Origin of the sequence: Nocardia sp. AB354, from assembly GCF_049538315.1 — a bacterium.
GTDB classification, from domain to species: Bacteria; Actinomycetota; Actinomycetes; order Mycobacteriales; family Mycobacteriaceae; genus Nocardia; species Nocardia nova.
In genome coordinates, this window is record NZ_JBMVFU010000027.1 from 52,681 (window position 1) to 73,607 (window position 20,927).

Here is a 20,927-nt window from a genome sequence, read left to right on the forward strand (position 1 = left end):
GACGGTGCTCAGGCGGTCGCGTCGGCCGCGGGATGTACGGCGCCGCTGTGCGGCCGGTGCGGGTCGGTGCCCGCGGGGCCGCCGTCGGGATAGAACTGCAGCGCCCACTGGCGTAGCGCGCTGAATCCCTGAAATTCCTTGCGGCTCAACGCGGGTGGATCGGAGTAGCGTTGGTGGGCCCAGATGTTGATGTCGGCCTCGAACTGTTCGATCACGAAATCGGCCATAGTCTTGCCGTATCGGCCGATCTCGGGGCTGTCGTCGCCCGGCTTGCGTCCGATCCACACGGTGAACCGGACGTCGGAGGTGTATTCGTCCACCGGCGTCACCGCGGGCATGGTGCGGTTGTCGACCATGCCCCAGCTCTTGGTGATCGAACAGCCCAGCCCGGCGTTGATCGATTCCACGCCGCTGTTGACGTCCGATTCGCTGATGCCCTCGTCGAAGGCGATGGTGAAGTCCACGTAGGACACCGGGCCGGAGAAGTCGTGGCGGGTGAACTCCGGCACGAACGGCGTCTTGTGCACGACCTTGAAATGCGCGAAGTCGACGCCGTTCTCCATGATGTACTGCGGATGCAGTTCCAGGCCCGGCCGGAACAGTGTGGCCGCGGGCACCGGCGGATAGTAGTCGGCGGCGGTCTTGTCGTCACCGAATGCCTCGAAGATGTCCGGCACCTCGAAATACGGTGCGCGGCCGTCGATGTCGTACCAGATCCACACGGCCTCGTTGCGTTCGACGACCGGATAGCTGCGGATGCGGCGGCCCTTGTTGGGATGTGCCTCGTAGGGGATGCAGACGTTGCGCCCCTGCCGATTCCACTCCCATCCGTGGAACGGGCACACCAGGTTCTCGCCGTCGACGCGCCCGCCGTAGCCCAGATGCGCGCCGAGATGTTCGCAGTACGCGTCGAATACCGCGAGCTGCCCCGATGCCGAGCGCCACGCCACCATCTCGCGGCCGAAGTACTTCATCTTGTGGACGGCGCCGATGGGGATCTCGGTGCACCACGCGACCTGGAACCAGCCCGTCGGCTCCATCGACAGGGGTGGTTTTGCCATCTCGATCCTCCACATTCGGCGAGGGGCTGCACGTCGCGGCGCAGACCGCCGCGCCCGGCGACACAAGAGTAGAAGCCTCTATGAAAGAAAACAAGAGGGTTCGTTGAAACTGGATGCCGCAGTTCAGGGACGGTATTATCGACCGTCGTGACGGAGGTAGCGGTGCACGGGAGGCGTGCGAACAAGCGCGGTATCCAATCGCGGGAGGCCATGCTCGAGGCCGCGATCACCTCGCTGGCCACCGGCGACCCCGCGGCCGTATCCGGCAACCGGATCGCCCGCGACATCGGCGCGACCTGGGGAGTCGTGAAATATCAGTTCGGTGATATCGACGGACTCTGGGCGGCGGTGCTTCGCTACACCGCCGACAAACGCGGCGACCTGCCCGCCGGTATCGCGACCGAAGGAACCCTGTCCGAACGGGTCGCCGCCCTGATCAACACCATGGCGATCGGACTGCGCCGCCCCGAATCCCTCGCCATCGAGACCCTGCGCGCCGCCCTGCCTCGCGACCACGCCGAACTCGAACGCGACTATCCGCTGACCGCCGCCGAACTCGCCTCGTGGAAACCCAACTGGGACAAGGCATGTGAACGAGCCTTCGCCGACCTGGGCGTCGACCCGGTCAAAATCCGCCGCGTCGCCGCCCTCATCCCCGCCGCCATGCGCGGCATCACCTCCGAACGCACCCTCGGCACCTATGGCAACCTCGACGACGCCATCCAGGGACTCATCGACGGAATGGTCGCTTACCTGGAGAAGTAGGGCCGCGCGGCGTCGCGACCACCGGCTCAGCGCCCGGTACAGCCAGTCCTGCGCCGCGCCGGTGGTGGTCGTACCGGTGATTTCGGCGGTGAGCGTCCAGTACCGGCGGATGCGCGGATCGTTGTCGTCGGCGCCGTGGAGCAGCCGGCGCCGGAACTCGGCCGTGGGGCGGACGCGCCGGGCGGCGGCGTGGGCGGCGAGAAACCGGTCGAGTTCCGCGCCCAGCCGTGGTTCCACGCGCGTCGCGACGAGCGGGTCCACGATTTCGCAGACTTCGGCGACGCCGGACAGCAGTGCGCGTTTGTCGCGGATATTCGTGGGGTCGTGCCGCCAGAGCTGTTGTGTCATCGCGGCGGTCAGGCGCGGATCGGTCACCGCGGTGGCGAGCTCGGCGTAGGCGACGACTTGCCGGGGCGTCGGATCGGCGGGCGGGGCCGGAATGTTCATGGCGACGAAACCGTCGAACGTCTCCGGTGCGATCGGGGTGAGCACTCGGCGCCAGAACGCGACCAGATCGTCGCGGGCGCGCCGGCCGTCGCCGACGGCGGCCAGTAGTTCCAGCCGCGCGGCGCGCCGGCCGGGCGAGGCGTCCTCGACCGCCGCCAGCACGGCCCGGCGCCAGGTCAGTGCCTCCAATTCGGCGTCGAGCGTGGCTCTTTCGGCGGCGACGGCGTCGGCGATCGAGGTGGTGCCGGTGAGTACGGCCGTGATCGCCTGCAACCCGAGGCCGAGCGTGCGCAGCCGGCGCACGAGCTGCAGGTGATCCACCGCCGTCGCCGGATCGAACAGTCGATGCCCGACCGCGCTGCGGTGCGCGTCCAGTACCCCTTCGTCGCAATAGAAGCGGATGGTGCGGACCGGGACGCCGGTGCGTTCGGACAGCTCTCCGATGGTGATCAGACCATCGCGACGTGTGTTGTGGGTCACAGTTGCTGGAACCTCCACCCGGCTGGAACTCCTACGGTACGGCAACACCGATCACCCTGAGGAGTTCCGACAATGGCTGGAAAGACATCGATCGATACCGAGCAGGTCTGGCAGGCCGTCGCCGCCGAGCGCGCGAGCCTGGTCGAACTGTTGCGGGCCCTGCCCGAGAGTGGTTGGGAGCAGCCTTCGTTGTGTGCGGGCTGGCGGGTTCGCGATGTGGTCGCACACCTGATCCTGTCGGCGGATTCCGGCCTCGGGACGATCCTGTTCCATCTGATCCGAGCCCGAGGCGACTTCGATCGAATGGTCCGCGACAGCGCCATCCGCCACGCCGACCGCCGGACCACGACCCGGTTGCTCGCCGACCTGCACGACAGTATCGGCGTTCGGCGCACACCCGTCGGCACGACGCCCGTCGACCGCCTGATGGATCTGCTCGTACACGGCCAGGACATCGCGATCCCGCTCGGCATCCCCCGCGAAATGCCGGTACCCGCAGCGCGATCGGCCCTCGATCGCGTATGGAACGGTGGCTTTCCGTTCCATGCCCGCACGAAGTTCGGGAGTTACCGCCTCGTGGCCTCCGACTGCCGATGGACCGCCGGCGCCGGACTGGTCGTCGAGGGGGCCGCCGCCGACCTGCTGCTGCTCATCACCGGCCGCGCGCCGGCCCTCGACCGGCTCACCGGCGAGGGCGCGGCGCAGTTGATCGCGAGGCGGGCGGGGCGGCGATAGTTCCCTCGGCTCGGACGGCGGCGGGTTTCCCTCCCGCCTCTTGCGAGAATGCTTGGCCCACCGAAGATTACGCACCGCAGTTGGTGGGCGACAGCTGAGGTATACGGATGGAGAACCTCGCCAGTCCGACCGATCCGCTCATCGTCGCCCACCCCGCGACGTGGTCGGTGCATGGCCGGACGCTTTCCGGCCGCGCCGATGAATTTCGCGGGGATCCGCCGTCCATGTTTTCGAACGCGCCGACGCCTTCGAACGCACCGACCGACAGGAGTTCAGCCATGACGAGACCGTTTCGCTTCGGGGTCGTCGCCCCGCTCACGACCGATGTGCCGACGTGGCGAGATCGCGTGCGCCGCATCGCCGGCAGCGGATACTCGACGGTGCTGGTGCCCGACTTCCCGCTCACGCAACCGGCTCCCGGGCCCATGCTGGCCGCCGCCGCGGCCCTGACCGACCTGCGCGTGGGCACCTGGGTGTACGCCTCTCCGCTGCGCCCGCCCTGGCAGACGGCGTGGGAAGCGCATTCGCTGTCGCTGCTGACCGAGGGCCGCTTCGAGATGGGCATCGGCACCGGCAGGCCGGGTATCGAGGACGAGCTGCGCGACAAAGGGCTGCCCGTCCTCCCGCCGAGCGAGCGGCTGGCCGAGGTGCGTGAGACGGTGAAGGCGCTGCGCGATCTCGACGGCCCCGACCGTCACACCCCGGTGGCGATGGCCGTCCTCGGGCCCAAGGCCCGAGCGCTGGCGGCCGAGGTCGCCGACACGGTCACCTTCGCGCTGGGGGACCAGCCTCGAAGTGAGGTCGAACGCCTGGCCCGCGACTTCCGCACCACCGGCGATCTCGAGCTCGCACTCGCCGTGCCCGTGGTCGGCGATACCGTCGCGCCGTATATGGCATCCCCCGACACCGACCCGGCCGCCTTGCGCGCGGCGGACGCGCTGAACGTACTCCCGGATGATCCGGCCGCCGCCCTCGAGGAAATCCAACGACGCCGGGAAGAGATCGGCTTCTCCTATTTCGTCTTCGGCGCCGACATGGCCGACCGGATCGCCCCGGTCGTCGCCGAACTCGCGGGGCGGTAGTCGGGTGGCGGCCCTCGGATCAGCACGATGAAGTACACGGCTCATCGAGCGCTGTGCTGTCTCGGCCCGACTCTACGGTTAGGCGATTCCGCTGGTGAGAGAGATTGTGGGGCGGGTGGGGCTCGAACCCACGACCAGCGGATTATGAGTCCGCGGCTCTAACCGACTGAGCTACCGCCCCTCGCCGCGCTGCACGCGCGTGGGGGATGCTACCGGGTCGGGGGTGCGACGGCCTAGTTGGGCTCGGGCGGGTGGCGTCTGGTGGTGAAAGGGGATGGCGCGAGGGCGGTTTCGTCCTTTCGTGTCAGTAGCCGGCGAGCAGCGCGTGCAGCCTGGTGAGTTGGGCGGGAGTGAGGGTGCTGCGGACGCGGGTGCGGGGCTCGGGACGGCGTCCCCACAGGACGAGGAGGCGGGCCGCGGCGTCCAGCTCGAGCCCGGGGGCGTCGGCTGCGTCCTCGACCGAACTCAGTGCAGCGCAACCGGATTCGACCGACAGCCGGATATCGGGCGCCCCCGGTGAGCGCAGCCGCACGTCGAAATTCTCATCCGGAGACGGATCGCGGCGCACGCCCGACGCCAGCAGCATCGGGCCGAGCGCGCGCACGGCGTGGGCGGTGAGTTCGGGCTGGGCGAGGAGTTCGTCGCCGACGCCGTCGTCCCCGGTGATGTCCCAGCGGTGGACGGCGAACTCGCTGCGCAGATGCGGCAGGAACATCGCCACGGGCATGGTCCGGCGGGTCCACGGGGCGACCGCGTCGGGGTCGGCGGCCAGAACATCCCCGAGCAGCCCCCGCAACCGCTGCTCCTCGAGTTCCAGCCGTCGCATCAATTCCGGGTCGCTCATCGCCCGAAACGGCGCCTCCCGCTCCTCGAACCCGCGCGTGGCGGGCACCGGATCACCGTTCAGATACGGCTCCAGATGCCGGCTGATCTCGACGGCCCCGGCCACGAGATGCGCGGTAACCTCATGCGCCGTCCACCCCGCACTCGCGCTGACCACCTCCGGAGCGATGGCCCGGCGCGCCTCGAGGAATGCCTCGGCCTCACGACTCTGCTGCACAGCTGAACTCATGCCGGGAGAGTAGAAGCGAAACCCTTCGGCCCCCACCGAACTGTGCCGGGCGGTCCCGCTGTTCTGTAGCACGTCTGTCACTCCACCGCCACAGTCCGATAGCGAACGGGCTGGAGGATCGGCTGATGACAGCCATCTACGCGAGCGAGCAGGTAACCGAACAGACCACTCCGTGCATTGCGCCCGCGCAGTCGCGATATCGGGAGATATTCGGTGACACCTGGTACGAACAACGGATCGGGGCGCTGGTCATGCGGTCGGGGCGCCTGTGTGCGGTGATGACACCCGCCGAGCGGGGCGCTTCGGTGCTCGGCATACTCGGTGATCTGGCGGTGCCGGTGATGCGGGTCGGGGTGGGGGACCGGTGCGTGTGGTCGTTTCTGGCCGAGAATCCCCGTTGTGGTGAGGGCGCGGGGTGGTGGTCGCTGGACCTGTTCCGCTGCTTCGTCACCCAGACCGGTCCCGGCGCGTTGATCGCGCTCCCTACCCCTGGCAACCCGCGCCGGACCTGGGTGCGTGAACCGCGGGGCGCGGTGCCGGATCTCCGCCTGGTAGCCGAGGCCATCGTCGCCGCCTAGCGCCGCAGATCCCCCAGGGCGATCAGTTCACCGGAGGCCCCGCCGATTCCGGCGAGTGGCAGGCAGACGATTCCATCGGGAACTTTCGATGAACCTCTGCCCGACGTCGATGAAACGCCCAGCTAGGCGGCGTTGTCGAAAATCGGCAGGGGATTGTGGGCGAGGCCTGCACACCGCACCATCACGAGAGTGAACAGCGAACTGATCATCCTGCTGCTGGTGATCGTCACGGCGCTTGCCTTCGACTTCACCAACGGTTTTCACGACACGGGGAATGCGATGGCGACGTCCATCGCGACGGGTGCCCTCAAACCCACGACCGCGGTGACCCTTTCGGCGCTGCTGAATCTGGTCGGTGCGTTCTTGTCGGTGGAGGTCGCGTTGACGGTCACCAACGCGGTGGTCAAGATCCAGAACCAGGACGGGACACCGAAAGCCGAGTTCACCGCGGATCACGGGCGGGCCCTGCTGATCATCGTGATGGCGGGACTGATCGGCGGCATCATCTGGAATCTGCTGACCTGGCTGGTGGGCCTGCCGAGCTCGAGTTCGCATGCGCTGTTCGGCGGATTGATCGGCGCCGCAATCGCTTCCGGTGCAGGCGTGGTGTGGATCGGGCACGGCAAGATCGACGGGGTGGTGGGCAAGGTGATCATGCCCGCGCTGTTCTCACCGGTGATCGCGGGCATCGTGGCCGCGGTCGGCACCTTCCTGATCTTCAAGATCGTGGTCGGTATCGGCGAACGGTTCACCGAGGCCGGGTTCCGGTGGGGGCAGATCGGCACCGCCTCCCTGGTCTCGCTCGCGCACGGGACCAACGACGCCCAGAAGACGATGGGCGTGATCACCCTGGCGCTGATCGGCTACAGCGCCTCGGATCCGCAGTCGACCGGCCCCCTCGCCTGGCACGAAACCGACAATGTGCCGCTGTGGGTGAAGTTCGCGTGCGCCGCCGCCATCGCCCTGGGCACCTATATCGGCGGCTGGCGCATCATTCGCACGCTCGGCAAGGGACTGGTCGAGATCAGTTCGCCGCAGGGGATGGCGGCCGAAGCCTCCTCGGCGACAATCATTCTCGCCTCCAGCCACCTGGGCTTCGCGCTCTCGACCACCCACGTCGCCACCGGCTCGATCCTGGGTTCCGGTGTCGGCAAGCCCGGTGCGCAGGTGCGCTGGAACATCGCGCTGCGCATGGTGGCGGCGTGGGTCATCACTCTGCCGGCCGCCGCCGTGGTGGGCGCGGTGATGTGGGTGCTCGCGGCGAAGATCCCGACCCTGCTGGGCCCGCTGATCGCCTTCGCGATCCTGTGCGCGCTCTCGGTCTGCATGTACCGGCGCGCCCAAGCGCAGAAGGTCGACCACACCAACGTCAACGCCGAATGGGACGAGCCGGTCGCTCCCGCGGACACGATCGCGAAGGTCTGAGAACCATGGAAACGATAAAGCTCGTTCTCGAATCGGTCTGGAAGATTCTGCTCGTCGGCATCGTGCTGGGCGCCGGTCTGCCCGCGCTGTTCGCCGTCGGCGTGCGCGGTCTCGCGGTCGCCAACGGACACGAGTCGGCCGACGGAACCGTCCACCGGCCCAATCCGTTCGGCGCCGCGGTGGCCGTTGTGGTCTTCGCCGTCGTGATCGCCGCGATCGCCGTCGGCATCACGATCATCGTCGCGTCCGGTTTCGGCAAGGCGGTCAGCTTCGAGCACATCTATCCGACCCTGGTCGAGAAGTAGGAGTACACAGGTGAATTCGAGGACCAACGACGAGGGCTTGCTCGCGCAGATCCTGGATTGGCTGCGCGCCGGCTACCCGGACGGCGTCCCACCGAAGGACTACTTCCCGCTGCTCGCGCTGCTGAAGAAGCAACTGAACAAGGACGAACTCGACCGGATTCTCGGCCTGCTGCTGGCGGGCCGGCCCGACGTCGTCGATCGCGAGCAGGTCGAGGCGGCGATCGTGGAAGTGACCCGCTGCGAACCGAGCGAGGACGATCTGCGCCAGGTCGCGGCGAAGCTCGCCGCCGGTGGCTGGCCGCTCACCGGATTCCACGACTGAAGGGTGGAAATGCAGCGCGATCTCAGTGCCGTCGCCGACCTCGAGTCCGCCGTCGACCTGACCGACACCTACGAGACCGACAAACGCCTGCTGCAGATCGAACTGCTCAAATTGCAGAACTCACCCGACATCGTCGCTCCCGCCGATCCGCTGCTCGTCGGCCGCGCCCGCGACGTGGTCGGCTCCTGACCTCGGGTCACGGCGTGCGGTCCAGGACGAGATCCGACAGCCGCACCGCGTACATCGAAACCAGCACGGCCTCTTCGTGACCCGGCACTCCGGGCCGCACATACGCGCGCACGGTTTCGGTTTCGCGCACCAGATCCAGCAGTGCGGCCCGCAGCAGCTCGGGGCGAGGAGAGGTGGTCAGCGTGTGAAAGCTGTAGCGCCAGCGGTAATCGTCGATCAAGCGGTGCAGTCGCTCGGCCTCGATCACATGGTGGTACCGCACCCCCTGCGAATGGGAATCCATGGCGATCAGCAGCTGCTCGACTTCGGCCAGCCGTTCCTCGGTGCCTACCGGTGGCGCGCTGTAGGCGATCTCGCCGGAATCGCGGACTGCGTGCGCGCAGGCCTGCGGCAGATTCCACGGCAGGGACAGCTGCGCCTGCGAGCCTTCCTCCGGTCCCGGCCAATGCGGGCCCGGACCGGTGTCGACGGCGAACAGCACCGCGTAGGGATAGCCCGCGCGGTGCAGCGCCTCGTTGTCCTGCCACGCCGGTCGCTGTGCCGCGTAATCGAGCATGCGCCGGCGCAGCCGGACCATCGTGCGCAGCGCCCGGTATCGATCGGGTTTGGCCCAGCCGAAACCGTTGCCGATCAACTCGCGGCGCACCGTCGCGTTCAGCCGATCCCAGCCCGGCCCGTCGGTGCAGGCGGCGATGCGCACGGAGTAGCCGTTGCCGAACAGATGCCGCAACAACTGCCGCTCCTCGGCGGCCACCGGTTCGGGCGGGCCGGGCAGCAGGACCGCTCGCAGCGAATCCGCGCCCTCGAATCCGTCGTTACCGACATGCACATCGACATGTCCGCGGATCGTGAGTGCCGCCAGCTGCGCCGCGACAATGCGGCCGTACCGGGCGGCACCCTGTTCGTGCATCGTCGGTGCCAGCAGCATTCCGGCCTGCAGCACCGTCATTCGGGCCGATAATCGTTCGAACGCCGCCGTCATCTGGTCGGGATCCGGAGGCATGCGCACCACTCACTCTGTGACACAGGGCAATCAGGTCCGCACCAGTGTAGAGCCCGGCGTGGCGTACATTCGGCAATATCGGCACCGGATCGAGTCGCGGGCGCCGGACGACACCTCGAAACCCCTGTGTCAGACCGTGATCCCGGACCGGATCAGCTTGCCGGTGATGTTGCGCGGCAACGGATCCGAGGTGATCCGCCACCGTTCGGGCACCTTGAAATACGCCAGCCGTTCGCGGGCGAATTCGCGCAGATCCGCCTCCGACGCCGTGGACCCCTCGATGAGAACGACGACGGCCGCCACCTGCTGCCCGAGATCGGGGTGCGGTTCACCGACGACGGCGCATTCCACGACATCGGGGTGTTCGTCGAGGCACTGCTCGATCTCGACCGGGTAGATGTTCTCGCCGCCGCGCAGAATAAGATCCGATCGGCGGCCGGTCAGGCGCAGGCGACCTTGTTCCATCACGCCGAAATCGCCCGTGCGCAACCAGCGCTCGGCATCGATCGCCGCCGCGGTGGCTTCGGGATTGCGCCAGTAACCCAGCATGACGAACGGGCTGCGGACGTAAACCTCACCTTCGACGCCCTCCGGAACGGGTGTCCCGTCGCCGTCGCGGATCTCGAGTGCCACGCTGATGATCGGCCGGCCCAGCGTCCCGGGGGATTCGGCGAGGTCGGCGGGGGTGGCGACGGCGACCGCGGTACTGCATTCGGTGAGGCCGTAGCTGTCCACCAAGGCGTCGGCGGCGAACGGAACCTCTTCGCGCAGACGTTGTTTGAACGCCGGTGACGACGGCGCCGACGCGAGGGCGAAGGCGGTGAGCGAGGAGGTGTCATAGCGTCCGATATCGCCGTGTTCGAGAAGCCGGGAGGCCATGGTGGGCACCGCACCCCAGTTGGTCACCCGCTCCTTCTCGATCAGGCGCAGAATCCGGTCGGCGTCGAAACCGCCCTGCGGCATGATCACCGCGCTGCCGGTGGCCAGCCGCGGCACCACCAGATTGTGCAGGCTGGCGATGTGGAACAGGGGAGAGGTCAGCAGGCAGCGCAGATCCAGCGGCGCGCCGGGTTCCAGGGGCTTTCCGGTGAACGCGGCGGCCAGTGCGTCGGTGTACTCGAAATAGCCGGTCACCGCGAGCAGATTACGCTGGGAATGCAAGGCCGCCTTGGGTTTTCCGCTGGTGCCGCTGGTGAACAGGATGACGGCGGGATCGTCCTCCGCCACGTCGGGGACTGTGGGTTCGGCGCCGGCGTGGGCGGCGATCAGACGCGGCAGATCCTCGTCCATGGTCACCACCGCGGCGGCGGTGTCGATATCGGCGAGCAGCTTCGCCCGCTTCGCGTCCACGACCACCACGGCCGGTTCGGTCAACGCCAGTCCGTACTCGATCTCGCGCGGCACCCACCACCCGTTGAGCCCGACGGCGATCGCGCCGAGGCTCTGCGCCGCCCAGAAGGTGATCACCCATTCGACGGTGTTCGCGGCCAGGATCGCGACCCGATCACCGCGCCCCACGCCGTACTCCTCCCGCAGCGCGGCGGCCAGCGCGGCGGCCGCGGCGGCGTGTTCGCGATAGCTCATCCGACGATCCTCGGTGACGAGATAGTCCCGGTCACCGAAGCGCACCGAGTCGGCGAGCAGTTCGGCGACCGCGCGGCGACGGTGCCGCAGCACCGGCATGCGAGCGCCGAGAACCTCCTCCTCGACGAGCTCGAATCTGCCGCCCGGACCGGTCAGCTCGCGCATGACGGCGGCGATATCGGGCATGGACGTGGTGGTCATGGGCGGTCCTTCTGTGTGGAGCATCACAACCACCGCACTGTGTCACGCCCGCCGCCGGCATATGCCGGCGTTTCCGCTCAGCGAGACCCGCGGCCGCCTAGGCGCGGCTCGGCGAGGCGGCGAGCGAGCGCCCGTTCGTCCGGACCGCCTGTGCGCGCCGGCCGGCCGGGACATGACGTCGCCCGCGGGACTCGGCGGCCAGCGCGCGCGAGGTGCGCGCGGCCGCCTCCGCGACCAGCGGGGCGAGACGCTCCATCGTCGCGAAGTTCGTTTCCCCGCACAGGCAGATCGCGGCCAGCGGACCCTGCGGACCCCGGATCGCGGCGGCCACGCTGGGAAGTACCCGGCCCACCATCGCGTTGGTGTATTCGCCGCGGTCGAACGACAGCCCGCGATTGCGGCGGATCCGGTTCAATTCGCGATGCAGGCTCGGCACATCCCAGCCTCGGCCCTGGACCGGATTCGACAGCTGCTTGCCGAGCAGTGCCTCCACTTCCTCCGGCGGCAGCCAGGCCAGCATGGCGCGGCCGCCGGTGGTGAGGTGGGCGAAACTGCGGCGCCCCACATGCGATTCCAGCGTGCGCGCGAACGGGCCGCCGAGTTTGTCCAGGAACACCTCGTCGGCGCCTTCGAGAGCCGCCAGGTGCACCACGAGTCCGGTCCGTAGCTGCAGTTCGTGCAGGTGCTCGGCCGCCGCCTCGCGGATCTCGCCGTGCCGGCCGTCGTAGCCACCGAGCCCGAGTGAACGGCGGCCCAGGCAGTAGCCCGAGGGGGTGTGCTCGAGCCAGTGCAGTTTCACCAGCTGGTCGAGGATGCGATGCGCGGTCGAGCGCGGGAGCCCGCTGTGTGTGCAGATCTCCACGAGGCTCAGCCGCGTCGACCGGTGCTCGAACATGTCGAGAATGAGCGTCATCCGCTCCACCATCGACGGCGGCAGGGGGCGGGGTGCCGATGTGGCCAGTGGCATCGATGCCTCCGATCGTGAGTCACTTCCATCCTGCCCGTCGAATCTGGGCGAGAACCGGAATTGAAGCCCGAGTGTAGTGACGGCAGACACACTGCGCGATGGCGGTCCATCCCGTTCGTCCGGTATCCCGCTGACCGGAACGGCGCCCGACCCGAATCCGCGGACCTGACAGCGTGGAATTTTTCCGGAGCGAGAGGAGTGGGTGTGCGGCTCGAAGGAAAGGTTGCGATCGTCACCGGTGGTGCGGGCGGCATCGGCCGGGGAATCGTGCGCGCCTTCGCGAAGGAAGGCGCCGAGATCCTGTTCGTCGACATCAACGACGAGGCCGGACGTGAGCTGGAACGGGAGCTGGCCGGCGCAGCGGCGTATCTGCACGCCGACATCACCCGCGAGGAGAGCGCCGAGTTGATCGTCGCCGCGGCGGTCGAGCGGTTCGGCTCGGTGCACGTGCTGGTCGACAACGCCCACGTCTCCAAGCAGGCGCCGCTGCTCGAGACCACCCAGGAAATGTTCGACCTGTCCTTCGGCACCGGCTTCTATCCGACCTTCCGATTGATGCGCGCTTGCTATCCGTATCTGAAGCGCAACCGCGGCTCGGTGATCAACTTCGCCTCCGGCGCGGGGCTGGAGGGGCAGGTCCGGCAGGGTTCGTACGCGGCGGCGAAGGAGGCGATCCGGGCGATCAGCCGGGTCGCCGCCAACGAATGGGCCGCCGACGACATCAATGTCAACGTGATCTCGCCGCTGGCGCTGACCGAGGGTGTCGCCGCCTATATCGAGGCAAATCCCGGCGTCGAGGAGGCCTTGCTCGCGCGCACCCCGCTGCATCGCTTCGGCGACCCGGAAAGCGATATCGGCCGGGTCGCGGTATTCCTGGCCAGCGCGGATGCGAAATACATGACCGGCCAGACCCTGATGGTCGACGGCGGGTCGATCAAACTGCGCTGAGCCCGTTTCCGTCCCCGCCCGCGGCCGCGCAGGCGGCTATCGTGGGGTTATGGGCGTGTTCGGTGAGATGTTCCCCGGCAAGAAGCTGACCGACGAGAGCGGCGGTGACAGCGACGGGCAGCAGCATCGGCCGCGGCTGGATCTCGACCTCGAGGCGGGGGTGATCCGGCTGTCGGGGACGCCGCGATCGGACGAGGAGCCGTCCGAGTAGCCGGTTCGGAAGATCACTTCGTGACATTCGCGGGCCGGTCGATCTAGCAATCTAGATTGCTAGCATGTTAGTGTTCTCTCGTGGGTGCCGAGGAAGTCAAGCAGTTCAACGTGTATCTCCCGGTGGAGCTGATCAAGCAGGTCAAATACCGGGCGGTCGAATCGGAGATGTCGCTGTCGGCGTTGGTGGCCGAGGCGCTGCGGGCGTATCTCGGCGCCGAACCGCCGACGCGTGAGAAGGAGAAGTGAGATGGCCGCCAGAGGTGTCGAGGCGATTTTTCTGGAGACCCACAACTGGGGGAAATCGGCGAAGTTCTTCCAGCAGCTGGGCTTCGAACTGGAATTCGCCACCGACCACAATTCCGGGCAGCTCCGCAACGGGGACGGTCCGTATCTGTTCATCGCCGAGGTGCCGGCGGATCGCGAACCGGGAATGCAGGTCGTGCTGAAAGTGGAAGCGGAGCAGGACTTTCCGGCGCCGGTCGAGGTGGTCTCGCCGTTCGCCGACACCCATTACGGAACCCGCGAGATGACGGTGCGTGATCCCGACGGGCGAGTGTGGACGCTGCAGGCTCCCGGTGGTGACCGATGAGCGATACCCGGACCGGTGCGGTGCCCGATCAGACCGCCGTGCCCGATCAGACCGCCGTGCGGGTTGCGCTGTGGCGCGCGCTGCACGTTCGGCTCGACCCGCCGCCGCATGTGCTCGACGACGAGATCGGCCTGCGTCTGGCCGATCCGCCGGAGGGCTGGCGCGAGCGCGGCGATATGGATCCCGTGGGCACCAGCCGCTTCCGGGCGAGCATCGTGGTGCGGTCGCGATTCGTGGAGGATCTGCTCACCGAACAGGCCGGGCGGGTCGGCCAATACGTGCTGCTGGGCGCCGGACTGGAGACGTTCCCGCAGCGCAAACCCGACATCGCCGCTCGTTTCCGGATTTTCGAGGTCGATCAGCCGCAGACGCAGGCGTGGAAGCGGCAGCGTCTGGCCGAGACCGGTTACGGCCTCCCGGAGTGGTTGCGTTCGGTCCCCGTCGATTTCGAGAAGGATTCGTGGTGGGAGCGCCTGACCGCGGCCGGTTTCGATCCGTCCCGGCCCGCTATCGTCGCCTCGCTGGGGGTGAGCATGTATCTCACCGACGAGGCCAACCGCGAAACGCTGTCGCTGCTGGCACGGACGGCGCCCGGGTCCACGGTCGTGATGACCTTCCAGCCGCCGCTGGAACTGCTCGACGAACAGGATCGGCCGAGCCGGGAGTTCGCGGTCTCGGGTGCGGCGGCCTCGGGCACGCCGTTCCTCAGCTTCTACGCCCCGGCGCAGCTCGTCGCCATGGCCCGGGAGGCCGGTTTCGCGCAGGCGCACCACATTTCGGCGGACGAACTCAACGCGCGCTACTTCGCCGGGCGGCCGGACGGGCTGCGCACCTCCAATGGCGAGGAGTTGCTGGTGGCGACGACCTGAGCCCCGCCTACGATGAGCCGATGGCGAAATCCCAGCGCTTGCACATCGTGCCGTCCCGATTCAGCGTCGACCACATCCCGTCCGCGACCTTTCCGGAGGACGACGAATGGGTGGCGCTGGTGCGGGCGCCGGAGGGGCTGACGGTCGTGCGCGAGGCCCCGCCGTGGGAGCGGGAGTCGTGCTGGCTCGGCCTGTACGCCGCCACGCCCCGCGAGCTGGACACCTCCGGCGCGCTGACCGCGATTCTGGAACCCCTGGCGCGGCACGGCATTCCCGTCTTCGTCGCCTCGACCTACCACGCGGATCTGGTCCTGGTGCCCGAATCGCGCAGCGCCGCCGCCACCGATGCGCTGACCGAGGCCGGATTCGAGATCGCCGGAGAGGCGGGCTGACGACGGCTCAGATGTGGTCGCCCTTGTCGCGGTTGCAGCCGCGGCACAGGATCTGCAGATTCGCCGCACTGGTCGCGCCGCCGCGGCTGAGCGGAATGATGTGGTCGAATTCGAGGTAGTGGGTGGCGCCGCATTCCACGCACCGGCCGCCGTCGCGATGCCACACTTCCGCCTTGATATCGGGTGCGATGGACCGGCTGTCGCGTCTGCCCGGCGCGACCGTGAGCCGTTTCGCCACCCGCAGGGCGCCTTCCACGATCGCGGCCACCAATTCCGGTTCGGCGACATCGAATTCGGCCCCGCCGCGTGCCGAGGTCGCCGCCACCGTCACGCCCGTCTCCGTGGCAGCTACGGAAACCGCTCGGGCCCAGGGTATTTCGATACCCGCGTCGGGTCCGATGAAGCGCAGCTTCCGGTTGGAGCAGATCAACCGTCCCGGTGACGCCTGCGCGCCGCGGCTCGACCGGCGGATGCGGGTGGCGGCGGTGTCGAGGTGGACGCGTTCCTGCGGATCCAGATGCAGATCGGGCACCGCGATCACCGGGAGTTCGCCCGCACGCAGCCGGGACAGGATGCGCAGCCGCCGCAGGCTGCGGCGCAACTCGTCCACGGCCGCGTCGCGCACCTCGAGCGCGGCGACCGTCGCATCGAATCGTTCCAGCTCAGCGCCACCGATCGTGCCGTCGGCGAGTGCGAAGGCCGCCATGCGCTCGAGATGGGCGACGGCGGGTCCGCGCAGGGCCGCGCGGGCGGTGTCGGGGTCGATGCGCTGACGGCGGATCCGCGTCCACAGCTCGTCCCAGTCGGGTCCGCTCGGTCCGGTGGTGGTCAGGACGCGCAGCGCCCGGGTGCGCCAGCCGGCGAGGTAGTCCTCGACCTCCGCGGCACACGCGCGGCAGGGCGCGGCGCCGAGCAGGCGCCAGACCCGCCGCCGCCCGCACCGGGGACAGGCGCGTGGGTCGGCGGAAGGGCGTGCCACGGTCTGCTCGGTCCACCGGGAGCCGTCCCACCAGCGCAGTGAGGCCGCGTCCGTGGGGTCGGGATGCCAATCGGGGCACTCGTCCGGTGGCGGGGGCACGGGTGCGGCGAAACTGTTGCGGTGCAACGATAGTCGCTGCGACCGGTGCTGTGCCGACTCCGAGACGGCTGCGCCGAATGTCGTGAACAAGTCCGCCGCGCCGGCGTGCTGCGGTCCGCCGCGCACGAACCACCATCGGTCCTCGGCCCGGCGGAACTCTCCGAACACCGCGGCCCACGCACCCGGCTCCGCGGCCACGTCGGCACGCGCCACCAGGCCCTCGGCATCCTCGACCGAAACCGCGAGGCCGGGCAGTGCGGCCAGCGGCTCGTCGGCGCCGGACCCCGTGATCAGGATGCGGACGATCTCGGCCTCCGTCCGGGGCAGCGAGACCGACAGCCGCGCGGTGCCCGGATGCGGATCCTGATCGACGGTCACCGCCTGGGAGGGGTGGCGCGGCGCGTTGAAATACACCACGTCGCGGGCGGAGCGGACCCGCCCGCCGGCGGTCAGCAGGACGGCATGCGCGTCCAGCGACGCCGTCGAACGCCACGAAACCAATACCGACAGAAGCGAAGTCGGTACCGGCGTGGCGTCGCCGTCGACGGTGGGGCGCATGGTTGTCATCGCCACGAACTATGCCAGGCCGCCCCGACACGAATCGCGCGGTCGGCGCGGAGCTTTTCGTGACTGTCCGGGTGCGGCACAGTGGAACCATGACGAACCCGAAGGGTGACTCCGGGCGTAAGCCCAGCGGCGCGCGGGTGCCGGGTGCGACGGAAATCCTCGCCGCCGCCCAAGCCGCCGCGCAGGCCGCGCAGACCGCCGCGGGCCAGGCGATCGATGCCGCGCAGGTCACCGCCGGTACCGCCTTCGGCACCGCGGTGCGGCTCCCGCCCGCCTCCGTACAGTTGGCCGCGCAACTTCCGGATCTGATCGAGAATCTGGCGATCGCCATCGACCGGCTCAATTCCACCATCGACCGCCTCGACCGGACCCTGGCGCTGGCCGATCCGGCCTTCGCGGCCTACGACCGGCTGCTGCCGCGGCTCGAGGCCGTGATCGCGCTGGGTGAGGAGGTGTTCAACCGGCTGTCGAAACTGCCGGGCATCTCGATGCTGGGCCGCCTCACCAGCCGCGAGGCGGAACCACCGCAACCGGAGCCGAAGTCACGTCGACGCGGGAAATAGACCCGCCCTGCCCGCCGATCGCGGCAACTCGGCCGTCGCGATCACCGCACGGGCCGCGGCCGCGGCCTTGAGCACCATCTCGTGGAATTCCGCGTCGGCATCGGAGTCCAGCACCACCGCGCCGCCCGCGCCGACGCGCCAGCCGCGCTCGTCGCGGACCGCGGTACGGATGACGATATTGAGATCCGCCGTTCCGCCCAGACCCAGAAACCCGATCGTGCCCGAGTAGATGCCGCGCGCCTCGGTCTCCAGCCCGTCGATGATCTCCATGGTCCGCAGCTTCGGAGCCCCGGTCATCGAGCCGCCCGGGAAGCATGCGCGCAGGCAATCGAGCACATCCACCTCCGGGCGCAGCCGCCCGCGCACGGTGCTCACCAACTGATGCATCGTGGTGTAGGTCTCCGCGACCATCAGCTCGGGCACATGCACGCTGCCCAGCTCGCACACCCGGCCCAGATCGTTGCGCAGCAGGTCGACGATCATCAGATTCTCGGCCCGCGTCTTGGGGTCCAATTCCAAGGCGCGGCAGAGGTTTTCGTCCGCCTCCGGAGTCGCGCCGCGCGGTGCGGTGCCCTTGATCGGCTTGGTCTCCACCGTGCGGGTGCGGTCGATCTTCAGGAAGCGCTCCGGTGAGGAACAGGCGATATGGAGCTCGCCGAAGCGCAGGTACGCCGCGTACGGGGCGGGATTGCTGCGCCGCAGCATTCGGTAGACCTCGAGTCCCGGCGCATCGGAGTCGATGGTCGCGCTGTCGGTGAGGTTCACCTCGTATGTCTCCCCGGCGCGCAGCTCGGCGTCGATCGCCGCGATATCGGCCAGATAGCGGTCCCGGCCGCGGGTCAGGCGGGAGACGACGGCCTCCTCGTCGGCGGGAAGGGTGAGCGGTTCCGGATTCCGCCGATCCGGCAGGCTCGCGACGATCGCGCGCGTATCGGCCAGCCAGCGGTGATTCTCCGCGGCCGAATCGGCGTCGGTGACAGCGATCAGATGGGTGCGGCCCGCGACGTGATCGACTACGACCAGCCGATCGGCGAAGAGCCACTGCGCGTCCGGATAGGGCGATCGATGCCCGGTCCTCGCACCGCAGTCGGCCTTCATCTCGTAGCCCAGATAGCCGACGTAGCCGCCGACGAAATCGAAGGGCACATCGGGGAATCGGACGTTCAGCGCACTCAGCCGCGCCGACAGATAGTCGAGCACCGGCCGCGGATCGGTGCGCGTCCCGGCTCGATTCTCGATCACACATCCCGCGCCCACCCGATACCGGACCACCTCCGCCAGCGGCCCGGACGCATCACCGGCGAAACTGAACCGATCCAGCCCCGGCTCCACATGCGCACTGTCGAGCCAGAACACCGTCGGCGAGTCCGGATATACCCGCAGCACAACGGATTCCGTCTCCACGGCGCGGTCGATCACCTCGTGCAGCACGGTGAGGGTCGTCGGCCGCGGGGCGCCGGCCTCTGCGGTTCCGGGCCCACTGGAGACCGGATCGGCCGCGGCGGACGTCGCATCCATCGACGGCGCGACGCCCGTCCAGCCGAGTTGCCGGCGAGCCGGACGTTCGCCCGGCCGTGAGATGTCCCGTGACGGTTCGTGGACGCCCGATGCCCGGCCGGTCACGGCCCGATGCGCCCACCACTCCCGGGTCAGCCGCGCGAAATTACCCAGCAGCGCGGCGCCGAATTCGCTCGACACCGATTCCGGATGGAACTGCACACCCCATTGCGGGCGGTGCCGGTGGCGAACGCCCATCACCACCCCGTCGGGCGCGGTCGCGGTGATCGCCAGCGCGTCCGGCAGGGGCTGGGCGGCGCACAGCGAGTGATAGCGCACGGCCAGGAAGTCGGCGGGAACCCCGGCGAACAGGTCGCGACCGTCGTGGCTGATGCGGTCCGGATAGCCGTGCCGGGGCGCGGGCGCCGGGATCACCCGCCCACCGGCCGCCAGCACGATGCCCTGGTGTCCGAGGCAGACGCCCAGCAGCGGGAGCTCCGCACGGTCGATCAGTGCCTGCGAGATCCCGAAATCCCTTGGTACATCGGGGCGTCCGGGCCCGGGGGAGACGACGATGTTGTCGAACCGGTCGAGGTCCAGCTCGGCCAGCGTGTCGACCTCGTCGTTGCGCAGCACGGTCGGCTCGGCGCCGTTCACCGTGCCGATCAACTGGAAGAGGTTGTAGGTGAACGAGTCGTAGTTGTCGATCAGCAGGGTGCGCACGGGGGTTCGGGTGCGCACCGCGTGGTCGACAGTGGTCTCGCCCGCATGCCGAGACCGGGACGTGCTCATGTGCATCACCGTATCGGGCACCTCGGACGACGCAGTGAGGGCATATGCCTTCAGTTGACCGGTCGTGGTGGTGCACAATGTGGGGCATGTCTGTGGTGCAACCGGCCGAGGTCGAGCGCGAGGTCGTCGATTTCGCGGCCGTCGGCGAGTGGATGGATGAGCAGGGCTTGCCCGGCGGCGACTTCGAGGATGTGACCTCGCTCGGCGGCGGCACCCAGAACATCATGCTGCGGTTCCGCCGGGGTGGCCGCGAATTCGTGCTGCGCCGCGGGCCGAAACATCTGCGTCCCAAGAGCAACGACGTGATCCGCCGCGAATCCCGCCTGCTCGGCGCGCTCGCGGGCACCGGCGTGCGCGCCCCGCGGGTGATCGCCGCGGGCGCCGACGAATCGGTGATCGGCGCGGTCTTCTATCTGATGGAGCCGATCACCGGCTTCAACCCGCAGAACGAGTTGCCCGCCCTGCACGCCGGCGATCCCGAGGTGCGGCGGCAGATGGGACTGTCGGCGGTCGAGGCCATCGCCCGGCTCGGTTCGCTCGACTACGAGGCGCTGGGGCTGGCCGATTACGGCAAGCCGGACGGTTTCCTGGAACGCCAGGTGCCGCGCTGGCTCGGCGAACTCGAGTCCTACAGCAGCAACGACGGCTACCCCGGCCCGCAGATCCCGGGTGTGGACCGAGTCGGGGACTGGCTCGACCGCAACCGGCCCGCACAGTGGCGGCCGGGCATCCTGCACGGCGACTGCCACCTGGCCAACATGATGTTCTCCTACGACGGACCCGAGGTCGCCGCCATGGTCGACTGGGAGATGTCGACGATCGGTGATCCGCTGCTGGATCTGGGCTGGCAGATCGCCACCCGGCCCGAGCCCGGAACCACCGGCGCCGCCCTGGTCGGCAAGCTCGGCGCCGCGGGTGGCCTGCCCACCGCCGAGGAGATGATCGCCCACTACGCGAACTTCTCCGACCGCGACCTCGGTCACGCCGGCTGGTACACGGTGCTGGCCTGCTTCAAACTCGGCATCGTCCTCGAGGGCACGCACGCGCGTGCCTGCGCCGGCAAGGCGCCCAAGCAGACCGGCGATTTCCTGCACGCCATCACCCTGGAACTGTTCGAGAACGCCAACCGGCTCTGCGAATGAGCCGGGCGCGGCGTCAGCCGGCGTCGAGCAGGTCGGCGAGGATGGCGAGATCCTTGTCGCG

24 protein-coding genes, 1 tRNA gene and 1 pseudogene are annotated in these 20,927 nt (G+C 68.8%); 17 read left to right on the forward strand and 9 right to left on the reverse strand.

The genetic code is table 11. The features are described 5' to 3' along the window. Positions 1-8: 8 nt before the first annotated feature. The gene (locus ACPCUW_RS29405) at positions 9-1,061 is read right to left on the reverse strand and encodes a Rieske 2Fe-2S domain-containing protein (RefSeq protein WP_423428451.1); all 1,053 of its coding nucleotides are present in this window, start codon (positions 1,059-1,061) and stop codon (positions 9-11) included. Positions 1,062-1,208: 147 nt separating this feature from the next. On the opposite strand from ACPCUW_RS29405, the gene ACPCUW_RS29410 reads away from it, so the two are divergent. Together ACPCUW_RS29410 and ACPCUW_RS29415 are read left to right on the forward strand one after the other, a co-directional pair. Next, positions 1,209-1,826, forward strand: a complete 618-nt coding sequence (locus ACPCUW_RS29410; protein ID WP_030518457.1) for a TetR/AcrR family transcriptional regulator — start codon at positions 1,209-1,211, stop codon at positions 1,824-1,826. 135 nt (positions 1,827-1,961) lie between these two features. Next, complete coding sequence (locus ACPCUW_RS29415) at positions 1,962-2,381, forward strand: hypothetical protein (RefSeq protein ID WP_423428453.1); 420 nt, start codon at positions 1,962-1,964, stop codon at positions 2,379-2,381. 150 nt (positions 2,382-2,531) lie between these two features. Here the strand turns inward: ACPCUW_RS29415 and ACPCUW_RS29420 are convergent. Continuing rightward, positions 2,532-2,801 (reverse strand): annotated as a pseudogene (locus ACPCUW_RS29420) (MerR family transcriptional regulator); the annotation flags it as partial. Between the two features lie 24 nt (positions 2,802-2,825). Here ACPCUW_RS29420 and ACPCUW_RS29425 point away from each other — a divergent pair. Next, positions 2,826-3,488 carry a maleylpyruvate isomerase family mycothiol-dependent enzyme gene (locus ACPCUW_RS29425; RefSeq protein WP_423428454.1) on the forward strand — a complete coding sequence of 221 codons (663 nt, stop codon included), beginning with the start codon at positions 2,826-2,828 and terminating at the stop codon, positions 3,486-3,488. 278 nt (positions 3,489-3,766) lie between these two features. Further along, positions 3,767-4,570 (forward strand): LLM class flavin-dependent oxidoreductase, encoded by an 804-nt coding sequence (locus ACPCUW_RS29430; protein WP_423428455.1) that lies wholly within the window; start codon positions 3,767-3,769, stop codon positions 4,568-4,570. 107 nt (positions 4,571-4,677) lie between these two features. Here the strand turns inward: ACPCUW_RS29430 and ACPCUW_RS29435 are convergent. Together ACPCUW_RS29435 and ACPCUW_RS29440 are read right to left on the reverse strand one after the other, a co-directional pair. Further along, positions 4,678-4,751: transfer RNA gene (locus tag ACPCUW_RS29435), tRNA-Ile, on the reverse strand. Between the two features lie 123 nt (positions 4,752-4,874). Then, positions 4,875-5,642 (reverse strand): maleylpyruvate isomerase N-terminal domain-containing protein, encoded by a 768-nt coding sequence (locus tag ACPCUW_RS29440; protein ID WP_423428456.1) that lies wholly within the window; start codon positions 5,640-5,642, stop codon positions 4,875-4,877. A 125-nt stretch (positions 5,643-5,767) separates the two neighbouring features. Here ACPCUW_RS29440 and ACPCUW_RS29445 point away from each other — a divergent pair, with 125 nt between their 5' ends. From ACPCUW_RS29445 to ACPCUW_RS29465, 5 genes are all read left to right on the forward strand, one after another. Further along, on the forward strand, positions 5,768-6,220 hold the full coding sequence (locus tag ACPCUW_RS29445) for a hypothetical protein (protein WP_030518462.1): 453 nt from the start codon (positions 5,768-5,770) through the stop codon (positions 6,218-6,220). Between the two features lie 189 nt (positions 6,221-6,409). Then, positions 6,410-7,645, forward strand: a complete 1,236-nt coding sequence (locus ACPCUW_RS29450) for an inorganic phosphate transporter (protein ID WP_423428458.1) — start codon at positions 6,410-6,412, stop codon at positions 7,643-7,645. A gap of 5 nt (positions 7,646-7,650) precedes the next feature. Next, complete coding sequence (locus ACPCUW_RS29455; protein WP_104406835.1) at positions 7,651-7,950, forward strand: hypothetical protein; 300 nt, start codon at positions 7,651-7,653, stop codon at positions 7,948-7,950. 10 nt (positions 7,951-7,960) lie between these two features. Continuing rightward, on the forward strand, positions 7,961-8,272 hold the full coding sequence (locus tag ACPCUW_RS29460; protein ID WP_063909229.1) for a DUF3349 domain-containing protein: 312 nt from the start codon (positions 7,961-7,963) through the stop codon (positions 8,270-8,272). A 9-nt stretch (positions 8,273-8,281) separates the two neighbouring features. Next, positions 8,282-8,461, forward strand: a complete 180-nt coding sequence (locus tag ACPCUW_RS29465; RefSeq protein WP_423428460.1) for a hypothetical protein — start codon at positions 8,282-8,284, stop codon at positions 8,459-8,461. Positions 8,462-8,468: 7 nt separating this feature from the next. Here the strand turns inward: ACPCUW_RS29465 and ACPCUW_RS29470 are convergent, their stop codons facing one another. The 3 genes from ACPCUW_RS29470 to ACPCUW_RS29480 all read right to left on the reverse strand — a co-directional run bounded on the left by ACPCUW_RS29470 (position 8,469) and on the right by ACPCUW_RS29480 (position 12,216). Next, on the reverse strand, positions 8,469-9,410 hold the full coding sequence (locus ACPCUW_RS29470) for a hypothetical protein (RefSeq protein WP_423428462.1): 942 nt from the start codon (positions 9,408-9,410) through the stop codon (positions 8,469-8,471). A gap of 183 nt (positions 9,411-9,593) precedes the next feature. After that, entirely contained in the window at positions 9,594-11,249 is a 1,656-nt protein-coding gene (locus tag ACPCUW_RS29475) for a class I adenylate-forming enzyme family protein (RefSeq protein ID WP_423428463.1), read from the reverse strand. A gap of 97 nt (positions 11,250-11,346) precedes the next feature. Beyond that, positions 11,347-12,216, reverse strand: coding sequence for an IclR family transcriptional regulator (locus tag ACPCUW_RS29480; RefSeq protein ID WP_104362860.1), 870 nt, complete (start codon positions 12,214-12,216; stop codon positions 11,347-11,349). Between the two features lie 204 nt (positions 12,217-12,420). On the opposite strand from ACPCUW_RS29480, the gene ACPCUW_RS29485 reads away from it, so the two are divergent. The 6 genes from ACPCUW_RS29485 to ACPCUW_RS29510 all read left to right on the forward strand — a co-directional run bounded on the left by ACPCUW_RS29485 (position 12,421) and on the right by ACPCUW_RS29510 (position 15,227). Next, complete coding sequence (locus tag ACPCUW_RS29485) at positions 12,421-13,164, forward strand: SDR family NAD(P)-dependent oxidoreductase (RefSeq protein WP_030518469.1); 744 nt, start codon at positions 12,421-12,423, stop codon at positions 13,162-13,164. A 49-nt stretch (positions 13,165-13,213) separates the two neighbouring features. Continuing rightward, a complete protein-coding gene (locus ACPCUW_RS29490; RefSeq protein WP_169812493.1) occupies positions 13,214-13,375 on the forward strand; it encodes a hypothetical protein in 162 nt (53 codons plus the stop codon). Between the two features lie 80 nt (positions 13,376-13,455). Further along, positions 13,456-13,623: a CopG family transcriptional regulator gene (locus ACPCUW_RS29495; RefSeq protein WP_036499828.1), complete on the forward strand. Its 168-nt coding sequence runs from the start codon at positions 13,456-13,458 to the stop codon at positions 13,621-13,623. Between the two features lies 1 nt (position 13,624). Further along, positions 13,625-13,966, forward strand: a complete 342-nt coding sequence (locus tag ACPCUW_RS29500; RefSeq protein ID WP_039784179.1) for a VOC family protein — start codon at positions 13,625-13,627, stop codon at positions 13,964-13,966. Further along, complete coding sequence (locus ACPCUW_RS29505; RefSeq protein WP_218401965.1) at positions 13,963-14,835, forward strand: class I SAM-dependent methyltransferase; 873 nt, start codon at positions 13,963-13,965, stop codon at positions 14,833-14,835. The genes ACPCUW_RS29500 and ACPCUW_RS29505 overlap by 4 nt, the downstream gene beginning before the upstream one ends. A 20-nt stretch (positions 14,836-14,855) precedes the next feature. Further along, entirely contained in the window at positions 14,856-15,227 is a 372-nt protein-coding gene (locus tag ACPCUW_RS29510; RefSeq protein ID WP_064908943.1) for an ACT domain-containing protein, read from the forward strand. A 7-nt stretch (positions 15,228-15,234) separates the two neighbouring features. On the opposite strand, the gene ACPCUW_RS29515 is transcribed toward ACPCUW_RS29510, so the two are convergent. Continuing rightward, the gene (locus ACPCUW_RS29515; protein ID WP_423428467.1) at positions 15,235-16,872 is read right to left on the reverse strand and encodes an HNH endonuclease; all 1,638 of its coding nucleotides are present in this window, start codon (positions 16,870-16,872) and stop codon (positions 15,235-15,237) included. Between the two features lie 89 nt (positions 16,873-16,961). On the opposite strand from ACPCUW_RS29515, the gene ACPCUW_RS29520 reads away from it, so the two are divergent. Continuing rightward, positions 16,962-17,435, forward strand: a complete 474-nt coding sequence (locus ACPCUW_RS29520) for a hypothetical protein (RefSeq protein WP_063011353.1) — start codon at positions 16,962-16,964, stop codon at positions 17,433-17,435. Here ACPCUW_RS29520 and pabB read toward each other — a convergent pair. Then, a complete protein-coding gene (pabB, locus tag ACPCUW_RS29525) occupies positions 17,415-19,655 on the reverse strand; it encodes an aminodeoxychorismate synthase component I (RefSeq protein ID WP_423428509.1) in 2,241 nt (746 codons plus the stop codon). The two genes, ACPCUW_RS29520 and pabB, sit on opposite strands and share 21 nt — an antisense overlap. A gap of 146 nt (positions 19,656-19,801) precedes the next feature. On the opposite strand from pabB, the gene ACPCUW_RS29530 reads away from it, so the two are divergent. Then, complete coding sequence (locus ACPCUW_RS29530) at positions 19,802-20,866, forward strand: phosphotransferase family protein (RefSeq protein ID WP_423428468.1); 1,065 nt, start codon at positions 19,802-19,804, stop codon at positions 20,864-20,866. Positions 20,867-20,927: the final 61 nt, after the last annotated feature.